This is a genomic window from Burkholderia sp. LS-044 (assembly GCF_004803625.1).
GTDB classification, from domain to species: domain Bacteria; phylum Pseudomonadota; class Gammaproteobacteria; order Burkholderiales; family Burkholderiaceae; genus Burkholderia; species Burkholderia cepacia.
The window spans coordinates 658,976-676,492 of the sequence record NZ_SSWO01000001.1 but is presented as its reverse complement, the minus strand read 5'-3'; the positions used below and the strand labels follow the sequence as shown (position 1 = coordinate 676,492).

Below are 17,517 nucleotides of genomic sequence, written 5' to 3'. Positions count from 1 at the left end.
GATGACGGCACGAGGAGGACGCGCGCCGCTGGCGCGCCGCGCCGTGGTCTATGGTGCCGTGGGGCTGGCGGCGATTGCCGGCGTGGCGATGTGGAGCGGCGCGGGCCGGCATGGCGGGACGGGCGCATCCGGCGAGCCGCCGGATGCGTCGGCGGCACGCGGACCGGCTGCCGCACCGCCGCAGGCCGCCGTGCCGGCAAGCACGGGCCTGCCGCCGTCGCTCGCCGGCTCCAGCGCGCCCCGCTTGCCGCTCGATGCCGGCGGCCATCTCGCGAAGGCGCGCGCGGTGCGGGATTTCTTCGACTACTGCCTGACCGCGCAGAGCGACCTGAGTGCGGCCGGGCTCGATGCGTTCGTCGTGCGCGAGATTGCCGCACAGCTCGACGGGACCGTTGCGCAGGCCGAGGCGCTCGACGTGTGGCATCGGTATCGCGCGTATCTCGACGCACTCGCGCAATTGCGCGATGCCGGCGCGGCCGACAAGTCGGACCTGGGTGCATTGCAGCTCGCGCTCGACCAGCGCGCGTCGATCGCGTACCGCACGCTCGGCGACTGGAGCCAGCCGTTCTTCGGTGCGGAGCAATGGCGGCAGCGCTACGACCTCGCGCGGCTGAAGATCGTGCAGGACCCCGCGCTGACGGATGCGCAGAAGGCCGAACGGCTCGCGGCGCTCGAACAGCAGATGCCGGCCGACGAACGCGCCGCGCAGCAGCGCGTCGACCGGCAGCGCGCGGCGATCGACCAGATCGCGCAATTGCAGAAGAGCGGGGCGACGCCCGATGCGATGCGCGCACAACTGACGCAGACGCTCGGCCCCGAAGCGGCCGCGCGCGTCGCGCAGATGCAGCAGGACGACGCATCGTGGCAGAGCCGCTACGCGGACTACGCGACGCAGCGTGCACAGATCGAGTCGGCCGGCCTGTCGCCGCAGGATCGCGACGCGCAGATCGCCGCGCTGCGGCAGCGCGTGTTCACGAAGCCCGGCGAAGCCGCGCGCGCGGCGTCGCTCGATCGCGGGGCGGGCAGCGCGCGGTAACGCTCGCGGCGCTGGCGGCACGGCGCATGACGGCCGTTATGCCGCGCGCGTGAGATCGCGAGGCAGGTGTTGCTCGATGGTATTCGCGAGCGTGTCGAATGCCGGCCGGATGCCTTCGTGCGCGACGCACGCATAACCGAGCAACAGGCCGCGCCGCGCGGTATCGAGGTTGCTGTAGTAGCTGGTGAGCGGGCGCACGATCACGCCCGCATCGAACGCGCTCTGCGTGACCGCACGGTCATCGCAGGCGTCGGGCAGGCCGAGCACGAGATGCAGGCCGGCCTCGTCGCCCATCACGGGCAGCGCGTCGCCGAAGCGCGCGCGGATCGCGTCGATCATCAGCTGCCGGCGCTCGCCGTACAGCGTGCGCATCCGTCTGACGTGCGAAGTCAGGTGGCCGTCCATGATGAATTCGGCGAGCACGGCCTGCTGCATCAACTGGCCCTCGCGGTACAGCTCCGACAACCCGGTGCGGAACGTGTCGACGAGATGCTCGGGCACGACCATGTAGCCCATCCGCAGCCCCGGGAACAGCATCTTGCCGAGGCTGCCGACGTAGATCACGCGGCCGCCGTCGTCGAGCCCCTGCAGCGACGCGAGCGGGCGGCTGCCGTAGCGGAACTCGCTGTCGTAGTCGTCCTCGATGATCCAGCAGCGGTGCTGCCGCGCGTATTCGAGCAGCATCCGGCGCCGTGCGAGGCTCATCACCATCCCGAGCGGGTACTGGTGCGACGGCGTGACGAGCACGAGCCGGGGCGGATGCTGCATGTCGCTGGCACGCGGGTCGAGCCCTTCCTGGTCGACCGGCACCGGCGTCAGCGTGAGGCCCGCCGCCTGCAATACGCTTCGCACACCCCAGTAGCACGGTTCCTCGACCCACGCGCGATCGCCGATGTCGGACAGCAGCCGCACCGCGAGATCGATCGACTGGTGGATGCCCGTCGTGATGATCACCTGGTCGGGCGAGCACTTGACCGAGCGCGCGACGCGCAGGTAATCGGCGAGCGCGCGCCGCAACGGCCGGTAGCCGCCGCCCGGCGCATAGGTCAGCAGCTCGGGGTTCGCTTCCTTCCACAGCCGCGCCTGCAGGCGGCTCCACGTCCGGCTCGGGAACTCCGACACGTCCGGCACGCCCGGCATGAACGCGCCCCATTGGCGTCGCGATACCCCCGCATGCTCGATCAGTTGCCGGCCGCGCATCGACAGGCCGCCCTGCGCGTCCGGCTGCGGCGCTGCGTCGGCGCTCGACGGCGGCGGCGCGGCGCCCGGCACGTGGATCGCGGCGGCATCCGGCCGCGTGTCGGCCACATAGGTGCCGCTGCCGGTGGTCGTCAGCACGTAGCCTTCGGCGGTCAGCTGGTCGTACACGTGCAGCACGGTATTGCGCGCGATCGACAGGTCGGCCGCGAGCGTGCGGGAACTCGGCAGCTTGGTTCCTGGCCCCAATTCTCCGGTCAGGATGGCCTGCTGCATCAGCTGCAGCAACTGCCGGTACATCGGCTCGGGCGAGCTACGGTCGAGACGGGCGGAGAGCCAGTCGGCGAGGATCACGGTATCCAAAGTGGTCCTACTAGTAATATTGAAATGGTTCCCTATTGTAGAACCGTGGGCGCCGTATAGTGGCTCGCATCTCAAAATCAATTGTCGCGAAGCAAGGGGACAGCCACGATGAAGTCCGATGATGTGATCGTCAGCTTTCGCGGCGTGCGGAAGACCTACGACGGCGAAACGCTGGTCGTCAAATCGCTCGACCTCGATATCCACCGCGGGGAATTCCTGACGCTGCTCGGGCCCTCGGGCTCCGGCAAGACGACCTGCCTGATGATGCTGGCCGGCTTCGAATTCCCGACCGGCGGCGAGATCCGCCTCGACGGCGAACTGCTGAACAACGTGCCGCCGCACAAGCGCAACATCGGCATGGTGTTCCAGAACTACGCGCTGTTTCCGCACCTGACGGTCGAGCAGAACGTCGCGTATCCGCTGACCGTGCGCAAGCTGCCGGCCGCCGAGCGTGTAGAACGCGTCGCGCATGCGCTGAAGATGGTGCAGATGGAGCGCTTCGCGAAACGTTACCCGGCGCAACTGTCGGGCGGCCAGCAGCAGCGCATCGCGCTGGCGCGCGCGCTCGTGTTCGAGCCGAAGCTGGTGCTGATGGACGAGCCGCTCGGCGCGCTCGACAAGCAACTGCGCGAGCACATGCAGTACGAACTGAAGGCGCTGCACGAAAAGCTCGGCGTGACCTTCGTGTACGTGACGCACGACCAGGGCGAGGCGCTGACGATGTCCGATCGCGTCGCCGTGTTCGACAAGGGCATCGTGCAGCAGCTCGACACCGTCGACCGCCTGTACGAGTCGCCGTGCAACGAATTCGTCGCGAACTTCATCGGCGACAGCAACCGGCTGCGCGGCACCATCGCGCGCGTCGACGGCGAATTCTGCGAATTCCGGCTCGACGACGGCACGCAGCTCGTCGGCCGCCGCATCGGCGATGCGGCCGAGGGCGCGCCGGCCGTCGCGTGCATCCGCCCCGAACGCATGAGCCTCGCCCCGCACGGCGCGAACGGGCACGCGAACGGCGCGGCCGCCAACCGGTTGAGCGGCGAGGCGCGCAGCCTCATCTATTTCGGCGATCACGTGCGCATGCGCTGCGCGCTGCCGGGCCAGGACGAGTGCTTCGTGAAGGTGCCGCTCGGCACCGGCGCGCTCGACGCGTTCTCGCCCGGCGCGCCGGTCGCGCTCGCGTTCGCACCCGAACACCTGCGCGTGTTCGCTTGAGCAGGGTTTTCCCGATTTTCCGCTGTACGTCGTCAACAACAACTGCCCACTTCCACCACGAGAGGAGAGGAACCACCATGAACCGAGCAAGCATTACGGCGCGTCGTACCGCGCTGGCACTCGCGCTCGCCGTCGTCGGCGTATCGGCATCGGCTGCCGAACTCACGGTCGTCAACTTCGGCGGCGCGAACGGCGACGCGCAGAAGGCCGCGTTCAACCAGCCGTTCGAGAAGGCGACCGGCAACAAGGTCACCGCCGTCGAATACAACGGCGAGCAGGCGAAAGTGAAGGCGATGGTCGAGGCGAAGCACGTCAACTGGGACGTGGTCGAAGTCGAGTCGGGCGACCTGAATCGCGGCTGCGACGAAGGGCTGTACGAGAAGCTCGACTGGTCGAAGATCGCGAAGAAGTCCGACCTGATTCCGGAATCGCCGCAGGTGTGCGGCGTCGGCTTCTTCGTGTGGTCGACGGCGCTGTCGTACAACGCGGACAAGCTGAAGTCGGCTCCGACCGGCTGGGCCGATTTCTGGAACGTGAAGAAATTCCCCGGCAAGCGCGGCATGCGCAAGGGGGCGCGCTACAACCTCGAATTCGCGCTGATGGCCGACGGCGTCGCGCCGAAGGACGTCTACAAGGTGCTCGGCACGAAGGCCGGCCAGGATCGCGCGTTCAAGAAGCTCGACGAGCTGAAGCCGTATATCCAGTGGTGGGAAGCGGGCGCGCAGCCGCCGCAGTTCCTCGTCGCCGGCGACGTCGTGATGTCGACCGCGTACAACGGCCGCATCGACGCTGCGCAGAAGGAAGGCAAGAACCTGAAGGTCGTGTGGAACGGCAGCATCTACGACCTCGACTACTGGGCGATTCCGAAGGGCTCGCCGAACAAGGCGCTGGCCGAGCAGTACATCGCGTACACGCTGACGCCGAAGCCGCAGCAAGGGTATGCGCAGCACATCGCGTACGGCCCCGCGAACATCGCGGCGATCAAGTCGCTCGACGCGAAGACGCTCGCGAACCTGCCGAACTCGCCGGCCAACGGCAAGAACGCCGTACTGGAAGATATCGGCTTCTGGACCGACCACAGCGACGAGCTCGAGCAGCGTTTCGCAGCATGGGCGACGAAGTAACCGGTCAGGCATCCTCAAAGGTGTCCTGATGCAACCTGCCGCGCGGCGCGTCGATCGCGTCGCGCGGCCTTCCGCCGGATCGTCCCCGGCCGGAGAGAAACGTTGAATACGATGACGATCGCGTCTTCCTCGCCGTCGACCGCCGCGCTCAAGCGCGAGCTGAAGGCCGCCGAAGCCCGCAAGCGCACGATGGCGCTGTTGCTGGTCGCCCCGCTCGCGATTTTCCTGCTGCTGATTTTCGTCGTGCCGATCGGCACGCTGCTCACGCGCGCGGTGCAGAACCCGGAGATCGCGACCGCGTTGCCGGGCACGGTCGCCGCGCTGTCGGGCTGGGACCGCAAGGCACCGCCGGCCGACGCCGCGTATGTCGCGCTCGCGGCCGACATGACGAAGGTGGCTGACAGCGAGGCGATGGGGGCGCTCGCGCGGCGCCTGAACACCGAGATTCCCGGCTATCGCTCGCTCGTCGCGAAGACGGCGCGCGCGATGCCGCTGAAAGGCGACAACGACGCGGCACTGACGCCCGCGCAGACGCGCGCGAAACTGATCGACCTCGATGCACGCTGGGGCGACGTCGCGTACTGGCAGTCGATCGCGAAGAACGGCAGCACCGTGTCGCCGTTCTACCTGCTCGCCGCGCTCGACCACAAGCAGGACGGCTTCGGCCACATCGTGCAGGCCGATCCGGACCAGTCGATCTATCTGGCGATCTTCGGCCGCACGTTCGTGATCGGCGTTGCCGTCACGCTGTTCGCGCTGCTGCTCGGCTATCCGCTCGCGTACTGGATCTCGACGCTGTCGGAGCGCCGCGCGAACCTCGTGATGATCCTCGTGCTGATTCCGTTCTGGACGTCGGTGCTCGTGCGCGTCGCCGCGTGGATCGTGCTGCTGCAGAGCGAAGGGCTCATCAACACGGCGCTGATCGGCAGCGGGCTGATCTCGCATCCGCTGACGCTGCTGTTCAACCGCGTCGGCGTGTACATCTCGATGACGCACATCCTGCTGCCGTTCATGATCCTGCCGCTCTACAGCGTGATGAAGTCGATCCCGCCGACCTACCAGCGCGCGGCCGTATCGCTCGGCAGCCATCCGTTCGCCGCGTTCTGGCGCGTGTACCTGCCGCAGACCTATCCGGGCGTCGGCGCGGGCGCGCTGCTCGTGTTCATCCTCGCGATCGGCTACTACATCACGCCCGCGCTGCTCGGCGGGCCGAACGACCAGATGGTCAGCTACTACGTCGCGTACTTCACGAACGTGACGATCAACTGGGGCATGGCGTGCGCGCTCGGCGGGCTGCTGCTCGCGGCGACGCTGGTGCTGTACGCGGTGTACGGGCGCTTCACGCGCACCAACGTGAGCCTCGGCTGAGCGCCGCGCACAACGAAACGGGAAGGGGAATCCGACCATGAAACTCGCCAGGCCGCTGTTCGCGCCGCACATGTCGTTCGTCGAGCGCGCGTGGTACGTCGCGCTGCGCGTGCTCGTCGTGCTGACGCTGCTGTACCTGATCCTGCCGGTGCTCGCGATCGTGCCGCTGTCGTTTTCGTCGAGCACGTTCCTCGTCTATCCGATTCCGGGCTTCTCGATGCGCTGGTACGAGAACCTGATCGCGTCGGACGAGTGGCGGATGGCCGCGAAGAACAGCTTCATCGTCGCGCCGTCGGCGACCGTCGTCGCGACGGTGCTCGGCACGCTCGCCGCGATCGGTCTTACGAAGGCCGACTTCCGCGGCAAGGGGCTGCTGATGGCCGTGCTGCTGTCGCCGATGATCGTGCCCGTCGTCGTGGTCGGCGTCGGCATGTACCTGTTCTTCGCACCGCTCGGGCTCGCGAACACCTACACGGGGCTGATCGCCGCGCACGCGGCGCTTGGCGTGCCGTTCGTCGTGACGACGGTCGCGGCGACGCTGCAGGGCTTCAACCAGAACCTCGTGCGCGCGAGCCTGTCGCTCGGCGCGAATCCGGTGTCGACCTTCTTCCGCGTGACGCTGCCGGTGATCGCACCGGGTGTGATGTCGGGTGCGCTGTTCGCGTTCGCGACGTCGTTCGACGAAGTCGTCGTCACGCTGTTCCTCGCGGGCGCGGACCAGACCACGCTGCCGCGCCAGATGTTCACGGGCATCCGTGAGAACATCAGCCCGACGATCGCCGCGCTCGCCACGATCCTGATCATCTTCTCGACGAGCCTGCTGCTTGCGCTCGAATGGCTGCGCGGACGCAATGCGCGGCGCGCAGTGAGCTGAGCGGGCGGGCTTGCCCCCGGCACCTGAGTCGCCACGTGTCATGCGTGGCCGCGCATTGCTTTCATTTCGCTGACTGACGAAGCGGCCGCCTGCACGTTCGATGCGGCTCTGCAACAATACGGGACGCGGCGGCGCGCGTTCCGTGCGGTGCGACCGGAACGCCGCCGCGAGTCCAATCCGCGACGCGGCGCATCGCGTCGCTCGTCAGCCGAGCCTCATCTTGTCCGAATTCGCCTCCTCCGCCGGCGCGCATGAGCCGGCCGTCAACTGGCGCGCGATGTCCGCCGTGCTGCTGGCCGTCGCGCTCGCGACGCTCGACACCGCGATCGCGAACACCGCGCTGCCCGCGATCGCCGCCGACCTGCATGCATCGCCGGCCGCGTCCGTATGGATCATCAACGCATACCAGCTCGCGATGGTCGCGACGCTGCTGCCGTTCGCGTCGCTCGGCGATATCGTCGGCCACAAGCGCGTGTATATCGCCGGGCTCGCGGTGTTCACGCTCGCGTCGCTCGGCTGCTCGCTCGCGTCGACGCTGCCGATGCTGACGGCCGCGCGGATCGTGCAGGGCTTCGGCGCGAGCGCGATCATGAGCGTCAACGTCGCGCTGATCCGCGGCCTGTTCCCCGCGCACCGGCTCGGGCGCGGCGTCGGCTTCAACGCGCTCGTCGTCGGCGTGTCGTTCGCGGTGGGGCCGACCATCGCGTCGCTGATCCTGTCGGTCGCCGCGTGGCCGTGGCTGTTCGCGGTGAACGTGCCGCTCGGCGTGTTCGCGCTGGCCGTGGCGATTCCGTCGCTGCCGCAGACGGCGCGCGGCAAGCACGCATTCGATCCGGTCGCCGCATTGTTCAACGTGATCACGTTCGCGTCGCTGATCTTCGCGCTCGGCGAATTCGCGCAGCGCGGGCCGCTTTCGATCGTATTCGCGTCGGCCGCGGTCGCGCTTGCGTTCGGCTGGCTGCTGATCCGCCGCCAGGCCGGGCACCCGGCACCGATGCTGCCGGTCGACCTGTTTCGCCGGCCGGTGTTCACGCTGTCCGCGCTGACCGCCGTGTGCGCGTTCGCCGCGCAGGGGCTCGCGTTCGTGTCGCTGCCGTTCTATTTCGAAACCGTCCTGCATCGCAACGCGGTCGAGACGGGGTTCCTGATGACGCCGTGGTCGGCGATCGTCGCGCTTGCCGCGCCGATCGCGGGGCGGTTGTCGGATCGTTATCCGCCGGGCCTGCTCGGTGCGATCGGTCTTGCGTTGCTGAGCGCGGGCATGGTGTCGCTCGCCGCGTTGCCGGCGGCGCCGGGCGTGATCGACATCGGCTGGCGGATGATGCTATGCGGCGCGGGCTTCGGTTTCTTCCAGTCGCCGAATCTGAAGGCGCTGATGTCGAGCGCGCCGCCCGAGCGCAGTGGCGGCGCGAGCGGGATCATCGCGACCGCGCGGCTGATCGGGCAGGCGACGGGTGCTGCGCTCGTCGCGCTGTCGTTCGGGATCGCGGGGCGCCACGGGCCGACGCTTGCGCTGATGCTCGGTGCGGGGTTCGCCGGGGCGGCGAGTGTCGCGAGCGGGTTGCGGCTCTTTGCGCCGTCGCATCGGGCCGGCGTGGCGGCGGCGTCCGAGCGCGTGGGCGAGCGGGCGGCGGAATAGGCAAGGGCAAGTCACGCGCCGGTGCGCGGCAACCTGCCGCCGCGCACCGGCCTTCAGGCTTCGCTTAGAACCCGCCCGACTTGATCAGTTGGTTGAGGTTCGCGATGTTCAGGCTGCCGAAGCCGGTCGGGTAATCCCAGCCGGTGCCGGCGTTATAGCCATACCCCTGATAGCCGTTGTTCCCCGACACCACGTCGTAGCGCACGAGCGACGGACGCGACGGAATGTCCGCATAGAAGTTGCCGGCCGGGAAGCCGAGGCCCGTGCCGTTCGCTGCGAGCAGGCGTGCCCAGAGGCCCGTGAAGATCGGCGCGGCGAGGCTCGTGCCGCCGATCTGCTGCAGCTGGCCGTAGTTGTAGATGTACGCGCCGGTGCTTTGCGCGGCGTCGAACGACACGTCCGGCAACTGGCGGTTGCTGCCCGACTGCCACGACGGTGCGGGCAGGATCGTGCTGACGCCGCCGCCCGTTGCCCACAGCTTGCCGTTGTCGTCGAGCCCTTCGTTCCACACCGTCTCGTTCGAGAACGCACCCGACGACGTCGTGTAGAGCGTCGTGCCGCCGATCGCGAGCACGTGCGGCGACGAAGCCGGCCACGATACCGTGTAGTTCGAGCCGTCCGGATAGCCGCGGTTGTTGCACTCGTACACGCCTTCGTCGCCCGACGACACGGAGAAGGTCTGGCCTTGCGCCGCTGCCGTCGTGAAGATCTGTTCCTCGGCGTCGAGCGTGCCGTCCGCGTTTGCGTCGGTCTCGCACCAGCCGAGCGACACGTTGATCACCTTCGCGGTGTTGTCCGACACCGCGCGGTTGAACGCCTGCGTGAGCCCCGTGTTGCCGCTGGCGTTGAGGTCCGCCATGTAGAACACGAGCTTGCCGACCTGGCCGCCGGCCGAGCCGACGATCGACTGGCTGTCGAGATCCCATTCGCCCTGGCCGTCCTGGTCGTCGGTGTAGCTGCCGCCGGAGCCGTTGGTCTTGACGGTCTGCGTCGAGACCGTGCCGTAACCGTTGCTCGACGTGAACTGCTTCAGGTCCTGCAGCGTTTGCGACACGCCGCCGATCGTGATGATGCCGACGGTGACACCGGCTGCGGTCGGCACGCCGGTCGCGTTGTAGAGGCCCGGGAATTCCTTCGGATAGTGGCCGGTCGCCGTGCCGGCCGCGAGCGCCTGCGGCTTCGACACGTTGCCGATGCGCAGCAGCGGCCGCGCGCGCGCGACGCTCTGCAGCCCGAGCACCGAACCGACGACGTCGCCGAGCGCGCGCGGCACCTGCGCGGTCGACGTGTTGGCGAAGCCCGAGCGGCCCGCGTAGTCGAAGTGCACGAGCGACGTGTTGAATGCGGTCTTCACGGTGCCGGCCGTGCCGCGTGCGGACACCAGCAACCGGTTCGGTGCGACCTCGACATTCACGAAGCCGCTCTTGTGCAGATAGTCGACGACCGACTTCACCTGCGCATCGGTCGGCGCGTAGTTGGCGAGGAACTGCTCGTGCGTGAGGTACTGGCGGTAATGCGCGCTGCCGGGCCGGTTCACGTCGCGCGCCAGTTGCTTGAGCTGCGCGGCATTGCGCAGCTTCAGGCTGACGACGACGTCGGTCGTTTCGCCGGCCGCGAGTTCGAGCGACGGCGCCGCACTGCGCGCCATCAACTGCGGGCCGGTCAGAAAGGCCTTCGTATGGGTATCGACCCAGTCCGTCGCCGCATGCGCCGCAGCGGCAGCGAACACGAGGGGTGCCACGCACGCAAGGCGGCGGGGCGACGGCAGGGGCAGGGCAAACCAGGCGTTCCTTTTCATCGGGAGTCCTTTTTAGGAGAGACGACGTTGCTGGAGCCCTCGACCCTTGTGGGGTCGCGAGCGGTGACGAGCGTAGGGCGTCGCTACCGTTCAGGTAGCTGCCAGTTTCCATAGCTGTCAGTTCTGACATCGGGGTGTGAGCGTGCACGCGTTGCGTCGTATGCGCAGGCGATCGTGGGCGAGGCGAACGGAACCGGTTCGCGGCACGACGGCGCGGCAATGCGCGACGTTCGCACGCACGCGTCGCTCGTCACGGCGTCGGAACATGCGCGATCGCGGAGTGGATCGACGCGTGAACGCGTGGCGCGCGACCGGTCGTTGCCGCATGCCGCGTCGCACTATGTGGTCAAACGAAGCGATGCGGCAGGAACGGATTCGCGCGTGCACAAGAAAGGGGCCGGTCGAACGCAAACGTTTCCCGAACTGTGGAACAGCACGTCGGGCAGTCTTGCAGGCGGCTTTCGGATCGCGTGTCGCACATGCGGATTAGAGGAAACGCTCGAATCCGGGTGCAGGCGCGCGCCGATGGGTGGGCGGCAGGCCCGCACCGGATTGCACGACGCCGTTCGTGAAATTCCGCCTTGACGCGCGTCGACCGGCGGCTATTCTTCAATCCATAACCAACGGGTTATGGATTTTGAACGACATGCAGACCGATCACGACATGCTTTTCCGGACGCTGGCCGATCCCACCCGCCGCGCGCTCTTCGAGCGGCTGTGCGCGGACGGCGAGCTGACGGTCGCCGCGCTGACGGCCCATGCGGGCGTCTCGCAGCCGGCCGTGTCGAAGCATCTCGGCGTACTGAAGCAGGCCGGGCTCGTGAACGACCGTCACGAAGGCCGGCAGACGCACTACAGCGCGCAGCCGCAAGCGCTGGCCCCGCTGATCGACTGGACGAGCCAGATGGCCGGCTTCTGGCAGAACCGGTTCGATGCCCTCGAAGATCTTCTGAAAAGGATGGACCAGTAATGAACCAGGCCACCACCGAAACGCGCTCCGTCGTCGTCGACCGGGAACTGCCTCATCCACCGGAGAAGATCTGGCGCGCGCTCACTCAACCGCACCTGATCGAGGCTTGGCTGATGAAGAGCGACTTCGAACCCGTCGCGGGCCGCGCCTTCAGCTTCCGCGCCGACTGGGGCTCGGTCGACTGCAAGGTCCTGACGATCGAGCCGCCGCGCACGCTGTCCTATACGTGGGCCGCGTACGGCCTCGAAAGCGTCGTCACGTGGACGCTCACGCCGACGCCGGCCGGCACACACCTGCGGATGGAGCAGGTCGGCTTCCGCACGGACCAGGAGCAGGCATACCGCGGTGCGCAGCACGGCTGGGTGCGGTTCCTCGATGCGCTCGAACAGGTGCTGGCACGCCCCGACGAAGGCACGGAGGCCCGCGCATGAACGCAACGGACCTCACGCCGTCGGAGCGCATCGACGCGCTGATCGCCGGCATCGCCGACTGGCGCGGCAAGACCTTCGCCGACCTGCGCCAGACGATTCTCGCCGCGCAAGCGGGCATCGTCGAGGAATGGAAGTGGATGGGCAGCCCCGTATGGTCGTGCGACGGGATGATCGCGGTGGCGAACGCGCACAAGGGCAAGGTGAAGCTGACCTTCATGCACGGCGCGCAGTTGCCCGATCCCGACAAGCTGTTCAACGACGGCCTCGACGGCAATGCGCGACGCGCGATCGACCTGTTCGAAGGCGACCGGCTCGACAAGCGGGCGCTGAAGAATCTCGTGCGCGCGGCGATCGAGTACAACCGCACGCACTTGAAGAAGAACGCACGAGGAGCGGGCGCGAAGGCGCGCGGCGACAAGGCGGCGTGACGAGCCTGACAATCGGCAACATTGCGTAACGCGCGCAGGCAAAAAAAAGCCCGACACGAGGTCGGGCATCCAAATCGGCCGCAACCGCCGCGAGGCGGCTGCGGCACCTGCAAAGGCAGGGCGCTTACGCTGCGAGCAGCGAGCGCAGCACGAACGGCAGGATACCGCCGTGCTTGTAGTAGTCGACTTCGATCGGCGTATCGATGCGCAGCAGGACCTGCACGCGCTGCGTTTCGCCGTTCTTGCGGTTGATCACGAGCGTGACGTCCTGCTGCGGCTTGAAGTCGTCGCCGAGGCCTTCGATGTCGAACGTCTCGTCGCCGGTGATGCCGAGCGACTGGACGCTGTCCGAGCCCTTGAACTGCAGCGGCAGCACGCCCATGCCGACCAGGTTCGAGCGGTGGATACGCTCGAAGCTGCGTGCGATCACGGCCTTCACGCCGAGCAGCTGCGTGCCCTTCGCGGCCCAGTCGCGCGACGAGCCGGTGCCGTATTCTTCGCCCGCGAACACGACGGTCGGCGTGTCGGCCGCGACGTACTGCATCGCCGCGTCGTAGATCGACTGCTGTTCGCCGCTCGGCTGGTGGATCGTCAGGCCGCCTTCGACGCGCGTGCCGTCCGCCTTCGCCGGGATCATCAGGTTCTTGATCCGGACGTTCGCGAACGTACCGCGCATCATCACGTCGTGGTTGCCGCGGCGCGAGCCGTAGCTGTTGAAGTCGGCCTTCTGCACGCCGTTTTCCTTCAGCCACTTGCCTGCCGGCGAGTCTTCCTTGATCGAGCCTGCCGGGCTGATGTGGTCGGTCGTGACCGAGTCACCGAAGATGCCCAGTGCGCGCGCGCCCTTGACCGTCGGGATCGATGCAGCCGGTTCCATCGAGAAGTCGTTGCCGAAGAACGGCGGCTCGGCGATGTAGGTCGACTTCGGCCAGTCGTAGACCTGGCCCGATTCGCCCTCGATCTTGCTCCAGAGGTCGCCCTTCTTGGTCAGCTTCGAGTAGTTGTCCTCGAACTTCTTCGGATCGAGCGCGAACTTGAGCAGCGCGTGGATTTCGTCGCTCGTCGGCCAGATGTCGCCGAGGTAGATGTCGCGGCCGCCCTTGCCCTTGCCGACCGGCTCGGTCATCAGGTCGCGCGTGATGTTGCCGGCGATCGCGTACGCGACGACGAGCGGCGGCGACGCGAGGAAGTTCGCGCGGATGTTCGGGTGGATACGCGCTTCGAAGTTACGGTTGCCCGACAGCACGGCTGCCGCGACGATGTCGTTCTTCGTGATCGCTTCGTTCAGCTCCGGCGTCAGGTCGCCCGCGTTGCCGATACAGGTCGTGCAGCCATACGCCGCGACTTCGAAACCGAGCTTCGACAGGTAGGGCAGCAGGCCCGTCTTCGTCAGGTACTCGGTGACGATGCGCGATCCCGGCGCGAGCGAAGTCTTGATCTTCGGATCGACCGTGAGGCCGGCCTCGACCGCCTTCTTCGCGAGCAGGCCGGCGGCCAGCAGCACGCTCGGGTTCGACGTGTTCGTGCACGACGTGATCGCGGCGATCAGGATGTCGCCGTTCTTCACGTCGACGCCGTTGCTCGTCGTGTACTGCGTGCCCAGGTCGTCCGCCTTCTTCGCGAAGCCGTTTTCCGCGACCGGCTTCGAGAACAGGTCGGTGAACGTCGACTTGACGTTGCCGATCTCGATGCGGTCCTGCGGGCGCTTCGGGCCGGCCAGCGACGGGGCGACCGTCGTCAGATCCAGCGTCACGACCTTCGTGTAGTCGATGTCGCCGGCCTTCGGGATCCCGAACAGCTTCTGCGCCTTGAAGTAGTTTTCGAACGCGGCGATTTCCGCCTTCGTGCGACCCGTGCCTTCGAAGTAGTCGATCGTCTTTTCGTCGACCGGGAAGAAGCCCATCGTCGCGCCGTATTCCGGCGCCATGTTGCCGATCGTCGCGCGATCCGGCAGCGACAGCGACTTCGTGCCTTCGCCGAAGAACTCGACGAACTTGCCGACGACCTTCTCCTTGCGCAGCATTTCGGTGATCGTCAGCACCAGGTCGGTGGCCGTCACGCCTTCGCGCAGCTTGCCCTTCAGCTCGACGCCGACGACGTCCGGCGTCAGGAAGTACACCGGCTGGCCGAGCATGCCGGCTTCTGCCTCGATGCCGCCCACGCCCCAGCCGACCACGCCGATGCCGTTGATCATCGTCGTGTGGCTGTCCGTGCCGACGAGGGTATCCGGGTAGTACACGGTGTCGCCGCCGTCCGCCTTCTTGTGGACGCCGCGTGCGAGGTATTCGAGGTTCACCTGGTGGACGATGCCGACGCCCGGCGGCACGACCTTGAACGTGTCGAATGCCTGCATGCCCCACTTCATGAACTGGTAGCGCTCGTTGTTGCGCTGGAATTCCAGTTTCATGTTCAGGTCGAGCGCGTCCTTCTGGCGGAAGTAGTCGATCTGGACCGAGTGGTCGACGACGAGATCGACCGGAACCAGCGGCTCGATCTTCTTCGGGTTCTTGCCCGTACGCTCCGCGACGCCGCGCATGGCCGCGATGTCGGCGAGCAGCGGCACACCCGTGAAGTCCTGCAGCACGACGCGCGACACCACGAACGGAATCTCGTCGACGCGCTTCGCGGTCGGCTTCCAGTTCGCGAGCTGCTCGATGTGCTCTTCGGTGATCTTCTTGCCGTCGTAGTTGCGCAGCACGGACTCGAGCACGATACGGATCGACACCGGCAGGCGTTCGATCTTCGTCTTCAGTTCCTTGCCGAGCTGCGGCAGCGAGTAGAACTTGCCTTTGCCGGAACCGCTGTCGAATTCCTTGAGGGTCTTGTGGAGATTGTGGGCCATGGTGATTTTCCTGGGTTTAAGGCTAGGAAACAAATAGTCCTGTATCTGACGGCTATATCACATACAAGTCGACGTACTCATCGACCGGCATCGCTTCGAGCTTTGCCTGGTCCAGCGACACGTCGAGAATCGCTTGTTGCTGCTTTGCCGGGAAGCGGCGGGCAAGGTTGGTCCTGAACTTCTCGACCAGGAGCGGGATGCCTTCCGCACGCCGCCGCCGATGGCCGAGCGGGTATTCGACCGCCACTTCGGCAAGTTTCGACCCGTCCGTGAACTCGATCGTCAGCGCATTCGCGATCGAGCGCTTGTCCGGGTCGTGGTAATCCTTCGTGAACTGCGGATCCTCGACGCACACCGTTTTCGCGCGCAGCGCGTCGATGCGGGGATCGGCGGCGGCCGCGTCTTCGTAATCGGCCGCGGTCAGCCGGCCGAACAGCAGCGGCACGGCGACCATGTACTGGATGCAGTGGTCGCGGTCGGCCGGATTGGCGAGCGGGCCCTGCTTGTCGATGATGCGGATCGCGGCCGCATGCGTGCGGATCGTGATCCGGCTGATGTCGTCGGTCGTGCGGCCCGCGGCGGCGAGCTGCGCATGCAGCTGCAGTGCGGCCTCGGCGGCCGTCTGCGCGTGGAACTCGGCAGGGAACGCGATCTTGAACAGCACGTTTTCCATCACGTACGTGCCGTACGGGCGCTGGAAGCGGAACGGCTTGCCGTCGAACAGCACGTCGTAGAAGCCCCAGGTTTTTGCGGTGAGTGCCGACGGGTAGCCCATTTCACCCGTTTTCGCGATCAGCGCGAGGCGCACCGCGCGGGAGGTCGCGTCGCCGGCCGCCCATGATTTGCGCGAGCCCGTGTTCGGCGCGTGGCGGTAGGTGCGCAGCGCCTGGCCGTCGACGAACGCGTTGGACACCGCGTTGATCAGCTCGTCGCGCGTGAGCCCGAGCAGCCGGCCGACGACGGCCGTCGATGCGACCTTCACGAGCAGCACGTGGTCGAGCCCGACCGCATTGAACGAATTCTCGAGTGCGAGGCAGCCCTGGATCTCGTGGGCCTGGATCATCGCGACCAGCACGTCGCGCATCGTGAGCGGCTTCCTGCCGGCCGCGACGGCCGTGCGGGAGAGCCAGTCGGCCGTCGCCAGGATGCCGCCGAGATTGTCGGACGGATGGCCCCATTCGGCGGCGAGCCAGGTGTCGTTGAAGTCCAGCCAGCGGATCATTGCGCCGATGCCGAACGCGGCCTGGACGGGATCGAGCTGGAAGGACGTGCCGGGCACCTTCGCGCCGTTCGGCACGATCGTGCCGGGCACGACGGGGCCGAGCAGCTTGGTGCAGGCAGGGTAGGACAGCGCCTCGAGTCCGCATCCGAGTGTGTCGATCAGGCAATGACGCGCCGTCTCCAGCGCAAGCGCGCTGTCGATGCCGGCATTCAGCACGTAGTCGACGATATCGACGAGTACCGTATCCGGAGCAGGGCGGACGTTGGAGACCGGGGCGGACATCGAGGGGCCGATGGGAACGCGCTTAGTTCGTTGCCGGCTTCAGCTCGTTCGACTGCGTCGGTGCAGGCGTGCCTTGTGCCATTTCCGGCGTCACGCATTCGTCCGCAAGGCGCTCGCCGCCGTTTGCGTCGGAGAACAGCATCGCCTTGGTCGGGATCACGATCAGCTTGAAGCCTGCTGCCGGATCGTAGAACGTGTCCGCGCCCGTCGTCGTGGCCTGACGCGGCAGCTTGTAGTTCTTCTTCGCCCAGTGAACCGTGACCACCTGGTCGCGCTTCATGTCGCCGGCGAGGTCGAACGACAGACCTTCCTTGCAGGACCACTTGACCGCGCCGTCCGGTACCGGATCGACCTTGGCTGCGGCGCGTGCCTGTGCCTTCTTGCTGCGCGGGATGATGCGCTTGGCCGGCGCCGGGCGCTTGGCCGTTGCCTTCTTCGCGGTCGTGGTGGTCGTACCCTGGGCAAACGCGCTCGGAGCCGACACCAGCATCGTGGCGGACAAGGCGCCGATGGCGGTAGCGATCAGGAGTTTCTTCATGGAGTCAGAACCTTTCGATAATCAGTTGACAAGGGCCGGCAATCGAATTGCCGGCCGGTTTGAAACTGCACGCGCCCCGAAAGCGCGCAGCGGCCGCTATTTTCACCTATTTGGCCGCGTACATATCAGGTTTTCGGGCTCCGTTACGTTTTTTGTCGTTTCGCAAACCTCTATCCGGTTCGCGTGTCGT

14 protein-coding genes are annotated in these 17,517 nt (G+C 67.0%); 9 read left to right on the top strand and 5 right to left on the bottom strand.

The features are described 5' to 3' along the window. Position 1 precedes the first annotated feature (1 nt). Complete coding sequence (locus E9536_RS03015; protein ID WP_136469251.1) at positions 2-1,036, top strand: lipase secretion chaperone; 1,035 nt, start codon at positions 2-4, stop codon at positions 1,034-1,036. 36 nt (positions 1,037-1,072) lie between these two features. Here the strand turns inward: E9536_RS03015 and E9536_RS03010 are convergent, their stop codons facing one another. Further along, entirely contained in the window at positions 1,073-2,596 is a 1,524-nt protein-coding gene (locus E9536_RS03010; RefSeq protein ID WP_027791106.1) for a PLP-dependent aminotransferase family protein, read from the bottom strand. A 108-nt stretch (positions 2,597-2,704) separates the two neighbouring features. Here E9536_RS03010 and E9536_RS03005 point away from each other — a divergent pair, with 108 nt between their 5' ends. From E9536_RS03005 to E9536_RS02985, 5 genes are all read left to right on the top strand, one after another. Continuing rightward, complete coding sequence (locus tag E9536_RS03005) at positions 2,705-3,811, top strand: ABC transporter ATP-binding protein (RefSeq protein WP_060194862.1); 1,107 nt, start codon at positions 2,705-2,707, stop codon at positions 3,809-3,811. A gap of 77 nt (positions 3,812-3,888) precedes the next feature. Beyond that, complete coding sequence (locus tag E9536_RS03000) at positions 3,889-4,935, top strand: ABC transporter substrate-binding protein (RefSeq protein ID WP_021158689.1); 1,047 nt, start codon at positions 3,889-3,891, stop codon at positions 4,933-4,935. Positions 4,936-5,046: 111 nt separating this feature from the next. Continuing rightward, the gene (locus E9536_RS02995) at positions 5,047-6,303 is read left to right on the top strand and encodes an ABC transporter permease (protein ID WP_168799498.1); all 1,257 of its coding nucleotides are present in this window, start codon (positions 5,047-5,049) and stop codon (positions 6,301-6,303) included. Positions 6,304-6,340: 37 nt separating this feature from the next. Continuing rightward, positions 6,341-7,177 (top strand): ABC transporter permease, encoded by an 837-nt coding sequence (locus tag E9536_RS02990; protein WP_027791109.1) that lies wholly within the window; start codon positions 6,341-6,343, stop codon positions 7,175-7,177. 220 nt (positions 7,178-7,397) lie between these two features. Next, positions 7,398-8,816, top strand: a complete 1,419-nt coding sequence (locus tag E9536_RS02985; RefSeq protein ID WP_027791110.1) for an MFS transporter — start codon at positions 7,398-7,400, stop codon at positions 8,814-8,816. 64 nt (positions 8,817-8,880) lie between these two features. Here the strand turns inward: E9536_RS02985 and E9536_RS02980 are convergent, their stop codons facing one another. After that, a complete protein-coding gene (locus E9536_RS02980; protein WP_027791111.1) occupies positions 8,881-10,614 on the bottom strand; it encodes a S53 family peptidase in 1,734 nt (577 codons plus the stop codon). A 646-nt stretch (positions 10,615-11,260) separates the two neighbouring features. Here E9536_RS02980 and E9536_RS02970 point away from each other — a divergent pair. Genes E9536_RS02970 through E9536_RS02960 form a run of 3 tightly spaced genes read left to right on the top strand, consistent with a single transcriptional unit; the run spans position 11,261 to position 12,443 of the window. Continuing rightward, positions 11,261-11,584, top strand: coding sequence for a metalloregulator ArsR/SmtB family transcription factor (locus E9536_RS02970; RefSeq protein WP_027791112.1), 324 nt, complete (start codon positions 11,261-11,263; stop codon positions 11,582-11,584). After that, positions 11,584-12,015, top strand: coding sequence for an SRPBCC domain-containing protein (locus E9536_RS02965; protein WP_059693989.1), 432 nt, complete (start codon positions 11,584-11,586; stop codon positions 12,013-12,015). Before E9536_RS02970 ends, E9536_RS02965 begins: the two co-directional genes overlap by 1 nt. After that, complete coding sequence (locus tag E9536_RS02960; protein WP_060194856.1) at positions 12,012-12,443, top strand: DUF1801 domain-containing protein; 432 nt, start codon at positions 12,012-12,014, stop codon at positions 12,441-12,443. The genes E9536_RS02965 and E9536_RS02960 overlap by 4 nt, the downstream gene beginning before the upstream one ends. Before the next feature lie 124 nt (positions 12,444-12,567). On the opposite strand, the gene acnA is transcribed toward E9536_RS02960, so the two are convergent. The 3 genes from acnA to E9536_RS02945 are packed head-to-tail and all read right to left on the bottom strand — an operon-like array spanning position 12,568 to position 17,327. Beyond that, positions 12,568-15,285: an aconitate hydratase AcnA gene (gene acnA / locus E9536_RS02955; protein ID WP_027791115.1), complete on the bottom strand. Its 2,718-nt coding sequence runs from the start codon at positions 15,283-15,285 to the stop codon at positions 12,568-12,570. Between the two features lie 52 nt (positions 15,286-15,337). Continuing rightward, positions 15,338-16,789, bottom strand: a complete 1,452-nt coding sequence (locus E9536_RS02950; protein WP_027791116.1) for a bifunctional 2-methylcitrate dehydratase/aconitate hydratase — start codon at positions 16,787-16,789, stop codon at positions 15,338-15,340. 22 nt (positions 16,790-16,811) lie between these two features. Next, positions 16,812-17,327: a hypothetical protein gene (locus E9536_RS02945; RefSeq protein WP_027791117.1), complete on the bottom strand. Its 516-nt coding sequence runs from the start codon at positions 17,325-17,327 to the stop codon at positions 16,812-16,814. Positions 17,328-17,517: the final 190 nt, after the last annotated feature.

Coding starts and splice junctions, on each gene's coding strand:
- E9536_RS02980 (WP_027791111.1), bottom strand. CDS start 10,614: ATGAAAAGGAACGCCTGGTTTGCCCTGCCCCTGCCGTCGCCCCGCCGC.
- E9536_RS02945 (WP_027791117.1), bottom strand. CDS start 17,327: ATGAAGAAACTCCTGATCGCTACCGCCATCGGCGCCTTGTCCGCCACG.
- acnA (WP_027791115.1), bottom strand. CDS start 15,285: ATGGCCCACAATCTCCACAAGACCCTCAAGGAATTCGACAGCGGTTCC.
- E9536_RS03015 (WP_136469251.1), top strand. CDS start 2: ATGACGGCACGAGGAGGACGCGCGCCGCTGGCGCGCCGCGCCGTGGTC.
- E9536_RS03000 (WP_021158689.1), top strand. CDS start 3,889: ATGAACCGAGCAAGCATTACGGCGCGTCGTACCGCGCTGGCACTCGCG.
- E9536_RS02990 (WP_027791109.1), top strand. CDS start 6,341: ATGAAACTCGCCAGGCCGCTGTTCGCGCCGCACATGTCGTTCGTCGAG.
- E9536_RS02960 (WP_060194856.1), top strand. CDS start 12,012: ATGAACGCAACGGACCTCACGCCGTCGGAGCGCATCGACGCGCTGATC.
- E9536_RS02950 (WP_027791116.1), bottom strand. CDS start 16,789: ATGTCCGCCCCGGTCTCCAACGTCCGCCCTGCTCCGGATACGGTACTC.
- E9536_RS02965 (WP_059693989.1), top strand. CDS start 11,584: ATGAACCAGGCCACCACCGAAACGCGCTCCGTCGTCGTCGACCGGGAA.
- E9536_RS03005 (WP_060194862.1), top strand. CDS start 2,705: ATGAAGTCCGATGATGTGATCGTCAGCTTTCGCGGCGTGCGGAAGACC.
- E9536_RS02970 (WP_027791112.1), top strand. CDS start 11,261: ATGCAGACCGATCACGACATGCTTTTCCGGACGCTGGCCGATCCCACC.
- E9536_RS02995 (WP_168799498.1), top strand. CDS start 5,047: ATGACGATCGCGTCTTCCTCGCCGTCGACCGCCGCGCTCAAGCGCGAG.